12 protein-coding genes and 1 rRNA gene are annotated in these 9347 nt (G+C 44.1%); all 13 read left to right on the plus strand.

The window, feature by feature from the left end:
• A 23S ribosomal RNA gene (locus FN001_RS17790) occupies nucleotides 1-230 on the plus strand; the annotation flags it as partial.
• Between the two features lie 643 nt (nucleotides 231-873).
• Complete coding sequence (gene tnpA, locus FN001_RS17800; RefSeq protein ID WP_142410931.1) at nucleotides 874-1314, plus strand: IS200/IS605 family transposase; 441 nt, start codon at nucleotides 874-876, stop codon at nucleotides 1312-1314.
• On the plus strand, nucleotides 1277-2395 hold the full coding sequence (locus FN001_RS17805; RefSeq protein ID WP_142412755.1) for an RNA-guided endonuclease TnpB family protein: 1119 nt from the start codon (nucleotides 1277-1279) through the stop codon (nucleotides 2393-2395). Before tnpA ends, FN001_RS17805 begins: the two co-directional genes overlap by 38 nt.
• A gap of 225 nt (nucleotides 2396-2620) precedes the next feature.
• On the plus strand, nucleotides 2621-3193 hold the full coding sequence (locus FN001_RS17810; protein ID WP_486463538.1) for a DNA-3-methyladenine glycosylase I: 573 nt from the start codon (nucleotides 2621-2623) through the stop codon (nucleotides 3191-3193).
• Nucleotides 3190-3906: a DNA/RNA nuclease SfsA gene (gene sfsA / locus FN001_RS17815; RefSeq protein ID WP_142412757.1), complete on the plus strand. Its 717-nt coding sequence runs from the start codon at nucleotides 3190-3192 to the stop codon at nucleotides 3904-3906. Before FN001_RS17810 ends, sfsA begins: the two co-directional genes overlap by 4 nt.
• Nucleotides 3907-3971: 65 nt before the next feature.
• The gene (locus FN001_RS17820; RefSeq protein ID WP_118298916.1) at nucleotides 3972-4349 is read left to right on the plus strand and encodes an SdpI family protein; all 378 of its coding nucleotides are present in this window, start codon (nucleotides 3972-3974) and stop codon (nucleotides 4347-4349) included.
• A gap of 6 nt (nucleotides 4350-4355) precedes the next feature.
• Nucleotides 4356-4487 carry a DUF2200 family protein gene (locus FN001_RS18565; RefSeq protein ID WP_279230978.1) on the plus strand — a complete coding sequence of 44 codons (132 nt, stop codon included), beginning with the start codon at nucleotides 4356-4358 and terminating at the stop codon, nucleotides 4485-4487.
• Nucleotides 4488-4565: 78 nt separating this feature from the next.
• The gene (locus FN001_RS17830; RefSeq protein WP_142412758.1) at nucleotides 4566-5159 is read left to right on the plus strand and encodes a sugar O-acetyltransferase; all 594 of its coding nucleotides are present in this window, start codon (nucleotides 4566-4568) and stop codon (nucleotides 5157-5159) included.
• Nucleotides 5160-5297: 138 nt separating this feature from the next.
• Nucleotides 5298-5900 carry a Type 1 glutamine amidotransferase-like domain-containing protein gene (locus FN001_RS17835; protein WP_007888235.1) on the plus strand — a complete coding sequence of 201 codons (603 nt, stop codon included), beginning with the start codon at nucleotides 5298-5300 and terminating at the stop codon, nucleotides 5898-5900.
• Nucleotides 5901-6180: 280 nt separating this feature from the next.
• Nucleotides 6181-7434, plus strand: a complete 1254-nt coding sequence (locus FN001_RS17840; protein WP_142412761.1) for an ATP-binding protein — start codon at nucleotides 6181-6183, stop codon at nucleotides 7432-7434.
• 146 nt (nucleotides 7435-7580) lie between these two features.
• Nucleotides 7581-7856 (plus strand): TetR/AcrR family transcriptional regulator, encoded by a 276-nt coding sequence (locus FN001_RS17850; protein ID WP_243122069.1) that lies wholly within the window; start codon nucleotides 7581-7583, stop codon nucleotides 7854-7856.
• Between the two features lie 61 nt (nucleotides 7857-7917).
• The gene (locus tag FN001_RS17855) at nucleotides 7918-8664 is read left to right on the plus strand and encodes a GNAT family N-acetyltransferase (RefSeq protein ID WP_118533597.1); all 747 of its coding nucleotides are present in this window, start codon (nucleotides 7918-7920) and stop codon (nucleotides 8662-8664) included.
• A 187-nt stretch (nucleotides 8665-8851) separates the two neighbouring features.
• The gene (locus FN001_RS17860) at nucleotides 8852-9103 is read left to right on the plus strand and encodes a hypothetical protein (RefSeq protein WP_142412759.1); all 252 of its coding nucleotides are present in this window, start codon (nucleotides 8852-8854) and stop codon (nucleotides 9101-9103) included.
• The last annotated feature ends 244 nt before the right edge of the window (nucleotides 9104-9347 follow it).

A 9347-nucleotide genomic window follows, 5' to 3' on the forward strand; every position in this document is an offset into this window, starting at 1 on the left:
GGGATGGACGGACCGCTGGTGTACCGGTTGAGCTGCTAAGCTCATGGCCGGGTAGCCAAGTCTGGCAGGGATAAACGCTGAAGGCATCTAAGCGTGAAGCCCCCCTCAAGATGAGATATCCCATTCGAAAGAAGTAAGACCCCTTGAAGACGACGAGGTAGATAGGGCAGAGGTGGAAGTGCAGTAATGCATGGAGCTGACTGTTACTAATCGGTCGAGGGCTTATCCAGGAAGGTCAAGTGAAGATTCAAAGGTTGATGAAGTTCAATATGTGGTTTTGAAGGTATGTGTGAGTAGACCGGGCAGAGATGTCTGGTCTTTTTATTTTGCGCGAACAACGAGCTAAAGTCCGCGCCTACGCGAGACCTTGGTGACTGTCGCGATATGACAAGAGGAAAAGTGAAGATTCAAAGGTTGATGGAGTTCAATATGTGGTTTTGAAGGTATGTTACCTATGCACGAGTGGCTCAGTGGTGGAGTATCGCCTTGCCAAGGCGAGGGTCGCGGGTTCGAATGTTTACGCTCCGCTCCGGACGTTCGCCTGCGACGTCTTGTGCTTTTTTAACAAGAATCAGCAAGAATTCTCCCACCTCTATAGGTGGTGAGCTGAATTACCATCTCTTGCATAGTGCCATAGCTGGCATGTAAATATCAGATTATTGCACATAGCTGTGCTGTGTATTGTAAACTTCTCATATATTGATTTTTGCAGTCGTGCTATATCATCAATTCTGCATACAATGAATAAGCCTGAAGCCTGAAGGGAAAATAGATTGCAGATTAAACAGAACAAATGTTCTGAAATGTAATAGACAAATGATCTCATTTGTGATATAATTAAATCAGTCGAAATAGAAAGAAATGCTGATAAATATGAGAGAACTTGACAATAATGCACATTCAGTATTTTTACTCTATTATCATCTGATTCTGGTCGTAAAGTACCGGAAAAAGGTCCTGAATGATCCGATCTCGGATCGCGCACGAGAAATCTTTGAATACATTGCGCCCAAATATCATATCACCCTGGAAGAGTGGAATCACGATGAGGACCATGTCCATATCATGTTCCGTGCCCATCCGAAGTCGGAACTCAGTAAATTTATCAATGCCTATAAAAGTGCCAGCAGCCGTCTGATCAAAAAAGAGTATCCGGAGATCCGGCAGAAGCTCTGGAAGGAAATGTTCTGGAGTCAGAGCTTCTGCCTCCTGAGTGCCGGCGGAGCTCCGATCGAAGTGATCCGTCAGTACATCGAGACACAGGGGGAGAAAAAATATGAACGTAGTATACCGGTTTCGGATCTATCCCAATAAAATACAGCAGGAACTGTTTGCAAAAACATTTGGATGTGTCAGGTTCGTATATAACCGGATGCTGTCAGAGAAGAAGGAATGCTATGAAAAGACCGGAAAAAATCTAAAGGTCACTCCGGCAAAATATAAGGCAGAATTTCCATGGCTAAAAGAAGTGGACAGCCTTGCTCTGTGCAATGCCCAGCTGCACCTACAGATTACATATAAAAACTATGTCCGGGATCCAACGATTGGTTTTCCGAGATTCAAGTCAAAAAAGAATCCTGTTAAAAGCTATACCACAAACAGTGTCAATGGAAATATCCTGTTAAAAGATGGGAAGCTGAAGCTCCCCAAAACTGGCTGGATCCGGATCCGGCAGCATCGTAAGATCCGGGAAGATGCCTGCCTGAAAGGCGCAACCGTCTGTATGGAAGCTGATGGGCGGTATTATGTTTCTCTTCTGTATTTTTGTGAAGAAAAGACGGTGGAAACAAGGAACATAAGGCAGGCCGTCGGACTCGATTTTTCCATGAAAGAACTATATGTAGATTCCAATGGAAAACATGCAGGTTATCCGCACTATTTCAGAAACAGCCAGGAAAAACTGGCGAAAGCGCAGAGAAAACTGAGTCATTGCCGGAAAGAAAGCAATCGTTACAAAAAACAGCAGAAAAAAGTGGCGCGGATCCATACACATATCGCTCACCAGAGAAAAGATTACTTGCATAAAGAATCAAGAAAGATAACCAATTTCTATGATATCGTATGTATCGAAGATCTGGATCTGAAAACGATGAGCGGGGAACATCATTTTGGAAAAAGTGTCCATGATAACGGCTGGAGAATGTTCACAGATTTTTTGCAGTATAAACTGGAACGGGAAGGGAAGAAGCTTGTCCGCATCGACCGCTGGTATCCCAGTTCCAGAACATGCAGTTGTTGTGGAAAAATAAAACATGATCTGAAAATGGAAGATCGGGTATATCTTTGCAGCTGCGGAAACCGGATGGACCGTGATGAAAATGCGGCGGTCAATATCTGCCGGGAAGGTCTGAGAATATCCGGGATCATATTAGAAAAAAGCGAAAAAGCATCATAAAAAGATATCAGCCAAAAAGAACCGTGGGACACACGGGGATCGCTCGTGAATGCTTTGCCCAACGGGGCAATCGAACGAGAAGCCCCCACTTCAAGCGTGAGCTAAGTGGTGGGAGTATGTCACGAAAGACATACCTTTATTACAAGAAGAACTCAGAGAATCCGATGGTGAAGAAGTTTGTTGAGAGTGTACGGAAAATCGTGACAGGAAAAATAGGTAGGTGAGATGCGAATGAATTGGGCAGATGGAAAAATACGTTGCTGCTGGGCAAATCCGAAAAATGAACGGTACATCCGTTATCACGACGAGGAATGGGGCGTCCCGGTGCATGATGATCGAAAGCTATTTGAAATGCTGATCCTGGAGTGCTTTCAGGCAGGACTGTCCTGGGAATGTGTCCTGAATAAGCGAGATGCATTTCGCGAAGCTTTTGACGGCTTCGATGTCGAAAAGGTTTGCGTCTACAAAGAGGAAAAACTGGAAGCCCTGCGGAAGGATCCCGGTATCATACGCAACCGCCTGAAAATACAGGCTGCCGTTACCAATGCACAGGCATTCCGTGAAATTCAGAAGGAATATGGCAGCTTTTCAGAGTACCTATGGCATTGGACGGAGGGCAGCGTGATCCGGGAAACGGGGAAAACAAGTTCGGAATTATCGGATGCAATTTCCAAAGACTTAAAGAAGCATGGCATGAAATTTGTGGGAACCACAGTGGTTTATGCCTACCTGCAGGCCGTTGGCGTGATCCGGTCGCATGAGGATGGGTGCTTTTGCAGGCATGAGGATGATATATGATGAAACAGAAACCGATAATTATTTATGAGAATACCGTCGCAGGAAGCTTCGTCCGCAGGATCAATCGTTTCACAGCAGAGGTTCTGATCAATGGGGAGACGGAGCTGGTTCATGTGAAAAATACGGGGCGTTTGCAGGAGCTTTTGGTGCCGAAAGCGAAGGTGACGATGCAGAAGTCGTTGAATATGAACCGAAAAACGGCATACGATCTGATCTCAGTATACAAGCCAAAACTAAAATGGGTGAATATTGACAGTCTGGCGCCGAATGCGCTGATGAAGCAGCAGTTCATGAGCCTGAATTATGATCTTGTGAAGGCAGAATATACTTACGGAGACTCCAGAATTGATTTTTACATGGAAAAAAATGGAGAAAAATTTCTGACGGAAGTGAAGGGCTGTACACTGGCGGATGATCTGCATTCGGGCATCGGAGTGTTTCCGGACGCACCAACGGAGCGAGGGGTAAAACATTTACATGAGCTGACAAAGGCGGCAAAGGAAGGCTACCGCACGGCAATCGCCTTTGTGATTCAGATGAATGGAATTCATCGGGTGCTGCCGAATGAGGCGGCACAGCCGGAGTTTAAGAAGGCACTTGTGGAGGCTGCGAAGGCAGGTGTTCAGATCGTCTGTTATAGTTGTCATGTGGAAGCGGATCGTGTAAAGATCACGAGTGTAACCGAAGATACTTCAAGCTTTGTGAATATGTAGGAAATGAAGGATTAAGAAGATGGGCAGGAGAAAGAGTATAATCGGGAGTTATGGTGGTGAATTTTATGTGCTTTTGGTGGTTTATGTTACTATGTGATTTATTAATTCCAATTGTTATGGTTGTTGGTGGAAGAATGATGTGGAAACATTGTCCAAAACATATAAACGGTATGTTAGGCTACAGAACAACTCGTTCGAGGAAAAATATGGATACATGGAAATTTGCCCACGACTATTGTGGAAAACTTTGGTGGAAAATAGGATGGTTAATGATTATACCATCTGCTTTGGTACATATTCCGTTATACCATAGTGATGAAAATACGATTGGGGTTGCAGGGGGAATCCTTGTAACAATTCAATGTATTATTTTGATTGTATCAATTTATCCGACAGAGCAAGCTTTGAGAAAAAATTTTAATGATGACGGAACACGCAGATAAATCGGAATTTGTGGAGGAAAGCCCGATGAAAGAAAAGAGTTGTCAAACTCGTTGAGGAACGATTCACTATTGGACAAGCTGGTGGATGAGCTGGCTAAGGGCAAAGCGATGGAGAAGATCAAGCGGACAAACAAATGAGGAAAAGCAGCCTATTACACACCGACAGAGAATGTGGTATAATCCTTGAAAAAACACTGTATGGAAAGGACAAACACGATGAACGCTCTGGATATTATGAAACGCCCTGCCGCCTACGTCAGCGGCTATGAAAACACCCCCACGGAGGAACAGAACCGTGCAAAGCAACTGTGCTGGGAGTACAACCGCACCGCTCCTAACGAACAGGAAAAGCGGCGCAGTATCCTGCAGACCCTGCTGGGCACCTGCTCTCCCATGACCGGCATTGAGCCAGATTTCCACTGTGACTATGGCTTCAATATCCATACCCACGGCTTGGCGGTCATCAATTATAACTGCGTCATTCTGGATACCTCTCCGGTAAACATCGGAGCAGGTGCCTTTATTGCCCCCGGCGTATGCCTTGCCTGCTCCGGTCATGCCATCGACCCGGAGCAGCGCAGCCACGGCATTGGCACCTCGGCACCCATTACGCTGGAGGAAAACGTCTGGATCGGTGCAAATTCCACCGTCTGCGGCGGCGTTACCATCGGGGCAGGCTCGGTTATCGGGGCGGGAAGCGTCGTCACTCATGACATTCCCGCCGGCGTCATCGCTGCGGGGGTGCCCTGCAAGGTGATCCGCCCCATTACCGAAAAAGATAAGTTCAAGCCGGAGGCTATTCTGTTCTGAGAAATTCAGATTGGAAACGCTGGAAAAACATACGCACAAGCCCTCCGGGGACATTTTTGTTTTTCGCCATGCTTTTCTGTGGGGAGAAGGCATGGTATACTGAAACCGACAACTCGGAATTTATAAGGGAGAATATTGATGAAATTATTTTTATGTTCGCACTTTTCAAGTGTAGGAAGTCTGATAAAGGAAGAAATTGAAAATAAGAAAGTCGCATTTATTCCAACAGCTTCACTGCGTGAAGGCTACACCGGTTATGTCGGCTCGGCTCGAAAATTATTCAAAAAGTTGGGAGCGATCGTAACTGAAATTGATATTTCAACGGAGGCTTATTCAACGATACAGTCTGTTTTTGAAGAAGCAGATGTGATATATTTTACCGGCGGAAATTCTTTCTTTCTTATGGACCAGCTCCGTAAAACGGGAACTGATGGACTGCTGAAAAAGGAATTGGCAAATGGAAAATTGATGATCGGCGAGTCGGCAGGCGCAATTATATGCGCTCCAAGCATCCAATATATCGAGCAAATGGATGAAAAGCCGGAGGACTACTCACAAGAAGATGATGCAGGGATTGATTTGATTGATTTCTATGTTCTTCCGCATTATCTTACAGCACCATTTAAGAAAGTTACCGAGAAAATAATGACTGAGTTTTCGGATTTGAATCTATGCCCAATTAACAACCGTCAGGGAATTGTAATTGATGGTGAAGATTCAAAGGTTATTTGCAAAGACTAATTTGAAAATTCCAGTTTCCAGAGTTGACGATCAGTCATGCTATGATTAGAAAATGAGATAATTACAATCAAGAACGCCGGTGTGGGATTTTGCTCTCCAGTATCGGCGTTCTTGATTCCACAGGGGCGTGGGAGTGCAGTCTGCTTCATATCTGTATTAGCGTATTACATAAAAATATGCATATACACATAAAATAGGAATGAACATTGAAGCGTATCTTGTTTTGTGATAGAATATCATTACTAAAAAAGGTGCAAATGCACAGAAACGGAGAGCAATGATGGAGATTAAAAGGGACGCTTACCTGCATCAGTTGATTGAGCGAAAAGATAATGGAATGATAAAGGTAATCACCGGCATTCGTAGATGCGGAAAATCCTATTTGCTGTTTACCATCTTTAAGAGATACTTACTGGAGAATGGCGTTGGCTCTGATCATATTATTGAAATTGCATTGGATGGTATTGAGAACGAGGAATTAAGAGATCCCAAGATGTGTTTTAAGTACATCAAGGATACTATGAAGGATGATAGGAAGTATTATCTTCTTCTGGATGAAGTACAGTTCATGCCCAGATTTGAGGAAGTGCTGAACAGTTTGCTACGCATGAGCAACATTGATGTGTATGTCACCGGAAGTAATTCCAAGTTTCTGTCCAGTGACATTGTGACCGAGTTCCGTGGCAGAGGTGATGAAATCAGAATCTATCCCCTCTCATTTGCTGAATTTTATTCTGCCTATGATGGTGATTATGATGATGCCTGGGATGACTACATGATCTACGGAGGATTGCCGCAGGTTGTTGGTTTCTGGAGCGAACGACAGAAAGCAGACTATTTGAAGAACATCTTTGCTAATGTTTATCTGAAGGATGTTATAGAAAGAAATAAAATTCAAAATGTGGATGAGATAGGTATTCTGGTTGATGTGCTTGCATCTGCAATCGGTGCACCGACCAACCCTTCAAAGATTGCTAACACCTTTGCCAGTGAGCGTCAGATGACTTATACCAATAAAACTATTTCAAACCATATTGACTATTTGGCAGATGCGTTTTTGATTTCCAAGGCAAGCCGTTACGACATTAAGGGACGAAAATATATCGGCGCAAATCTGAAATATTACTTTACTGATCTGGGCCTGAGAAATGCTCGTTTGAATTTTAGACAGCAGGAGCCTACTCATATCATGGAGAACATTGTTTATAACGAGCTGCTGATCCGTGGCTACAATGTTGATGTGGGCGTCGTGCAGATCTTTGGTAAAGATAAAGAGGGCAAACGTACCCGTAAGCAGTTGGAAGTTGACTTTGTGGTTAACCAAGGCAGCCAGAGGTACTATATTCAGGTTGCATATGACATGATTTCGGAAGAAAAGCAGACTCAGGAGTTCAACTCTTTGCGTAATATCCCAGACTCTTTCAAGAAGATTGTCATTGTAAATGGCAGCAAGAAACCTTGGAGAAATGATGAGGGATTTGTCATCATGGGAATGAAGTATTTTCTTTTGAATTCAGATAGTTTAGAATTCTGACATCAGTTATAGATGAATTAAATCTGGATTGATAGGAGAAAAACAAATGAAAAATATATTGATTATCTCAAGCTCGCCAAGAAAAAAGGAAATTCACAAATCTTATGTGAGCAGTTCAAAAAAGGCGCAGAAGCAAAAGGACATCTATGAATGATATCGCGGGGCAGCTGGGATTTACAAAAGCGGCCCTGTATAAGCACTATTCCTGCAAACAGGAAATCCTGGATAAGATCGTGGAACGGATGAACAGGATGGACTATGAGCGTGCCGCGGAATATGAAATGCTGGAAACGGAGCCGGATGGCTTTGCGGAAGCTTATCTTTACACGCCGGTTCAAAAAATCCGCACATACAGCATGGCACAGTTTGACCATTTCATTTCCAAGGTGGAGTCTGGTTGCAGAAAGAACGGGAAAAATTGACCAAACCTCCAACAGATGCTAAAATTATGCAATAAATATGGAGAAAGTCAGGTGAAGATCGATGAAATATATCCATATCACGAAAGAGAACATCGACAAGGAGCACATCTGCTGCGCCATGTCCGGCAAGCAGGCTCTTGCAAAAAAGGAGTGGCTGAAGCAGCGATTTGATGAGGGACTTGTCTTTTATCGCAGCGAGGAGCGCGGAAAGTGCTTTATCGAATATATTCCGGCGGAAAACGCATGGGTGCCCATTGAAGCAGGCGGCTGGCTTTACATCAACTGCCTGTGGGTTTCCGGCTCCATGAAGGGACACGGCTATTCCTCAGAACTGCTTTCCGAGTGCATCCGGGACGCGAAAGAACAGGGAAAGAAAGGCGTTTGCATTCTGTGCGCCGAGGGGCGGAAGCGGGAATTTTTAGCTGATCCGAAATTCCTGAAGTATAAAGGCTTTAAGGTCGCGGACTTATCCGACAGCGGGATCAACCTCATGTACCTGCCCCTTGCAGAGGATGCAGAGCAGCCGAGATTCAAAGATTGTGCCAGACACCCGAAAGTCAGCGAAACGGGCTTTGTCCTCTATTACACCGACCAGTGCCCTTTCACCTATTATTGGGTGCCGAAGGTACAGGAGGCGGCAAAGGAACACGGGATCCCATTTCAAGCGATCCACATCACCGACAAAGAAGCCGCTCAGAATGTACCTGCGCCGGTCACCACCTATGCTCTGTTCCGAGATGGAGAGTTTTTGACTCAGGGCATTCAGTCGGATAAAAAGTTTCTGGCACTGGCGGGCATAAAAGGATGATAGATACGTTTCGCTACGATTACAAAGAGCATGTATAAGGGGTGGAAAGTGAGGAAAAGAACATCTATGAAAAGAAAAATCATCATTGCGGTGGCAGTCATCGCAGGTATTTTGGCAGCAGTTGCGATTATTTCAATTTTGGCACAGACGCCGGCACCGATCTGACGAGCGGAAGACAATCCTGAATTTGGAGGTACAAGTACAGGAAAAGGATGTCCCACAAAATAGGGCAGAGGTACAGGACGTTATAACGACAAGGATTGCCTTAAGAGGGAAACAGATCAGGAAGGTTACGTGGATTTTTGTTACAGTTCAGCCTCATGGACGAACTGTAACAAAGAAACAAAGAAATCAAAAAAATGGTAAAAAATGGTTGACTTTTGCTGAGGGATTTGTTATTATAATACTCGCCTTGAGCGACAGGGCAAAAACTTATTAAGAGTCATTAAGAAAGCTTCTTAATCACTTCATAAAAGTTTAAAAAAGTTCTTGACAAACCGGAAACGGTATGATAGAATAAACGAGTTGCTTCTGAGACACAGAAACAACGAAAAACAGTTCCTTGAAAACTGAACAGTATGTAAAACCCTGAAAATTCTTATAAAAATGGTCTTTGGTTTAGACCATGAATGAGAACATTCAGAACAAAACCTAACAAAACAGTAGAACGGTTTAAAAATTAG

It is taken from the genome of Clostridium sp. Marseille-P7770 (genome assembly GCF_902143525.1).
Taxonomy (GTDB): Bacteria; Bacillota; Clostridia; order Lachnospirales; family Lachnospiraceae; genus Pilosibacter.

What these genes read in the sequence shown, in the direction of transcription:
- tnpA (WP_142410931.1), top strand. Translation starts at nt 874, where the DNA reads ATGAGAGAACTTGACAATAATGCACATTCAGTATTTTTACTCTATTAT.
- FN001_RS17805 (WP_142412755.1), top strand. Translation starts at nt 1,277, where the DNA reads ATGAACGTAGTATACCGGTTTCGGATCTATCCCAATAAAATACAGCAG.
- FN001_RS17810 (WP_486463538.1), top strand. Translation starts at nt 2,621, where the DNA reads ATGCGAATGAATTGGGCAGATGGAAAAATACGTTGCTGCTGGGCAAAT.
- sfsA (WP_142412757.1), top strand. Translation starts at nt 3,190, where the DNA reads ATGATGAAACAGAAACCGATAATTATTTATGAGAATACCGTCGCAGGA.
- FN001_RS17820 (WP_118298916.1), top strand. Translation starts at nt 3,972, where the DNA reads ATGTGCTTTTGGTGGTTTATGTTACTATGTGATTTATTAATTCCAATT.
- FN001_RS17830 (WP_142412758.1), top strand. Translation starts at nt 4,566, where the DNA reads ATGAACGCTCTGGATATTATGAAACGCCCTGCCGCCTACGTCAGCGGC.
- FN001_RS17835 (WP_007888235.1), top strand. Translation starts at nt 5,298, where the DNA reads ATGAAATTATTTTTATGTTCGCACTTTTCAAGTGTAGGAAGTCTGATA.
- FN001_RS17840 (WP_142412761.1), top strand. Translation starts at nt 6,181, where the DNA reads ATGGAGATTAAAAGGGACGCTTACCTGCATCAGTTGATTGAGCGAAAA.
- FN001_RS17850 (WP_243122069.1), top strand. Translation starts at nt 7,581, where the DNA reads ATGAATGATATCGCGGGGCAGCTGGGATTTACAAAAGCGGCCCTGTAT.
- FN001_RS17855 (WP_118533597.1), top strand. Translation starts at nt 7,918, where the DNA reads ATGAAATATATCCATATCACGAAAGAGAACATCGACAAGGAGCACATC.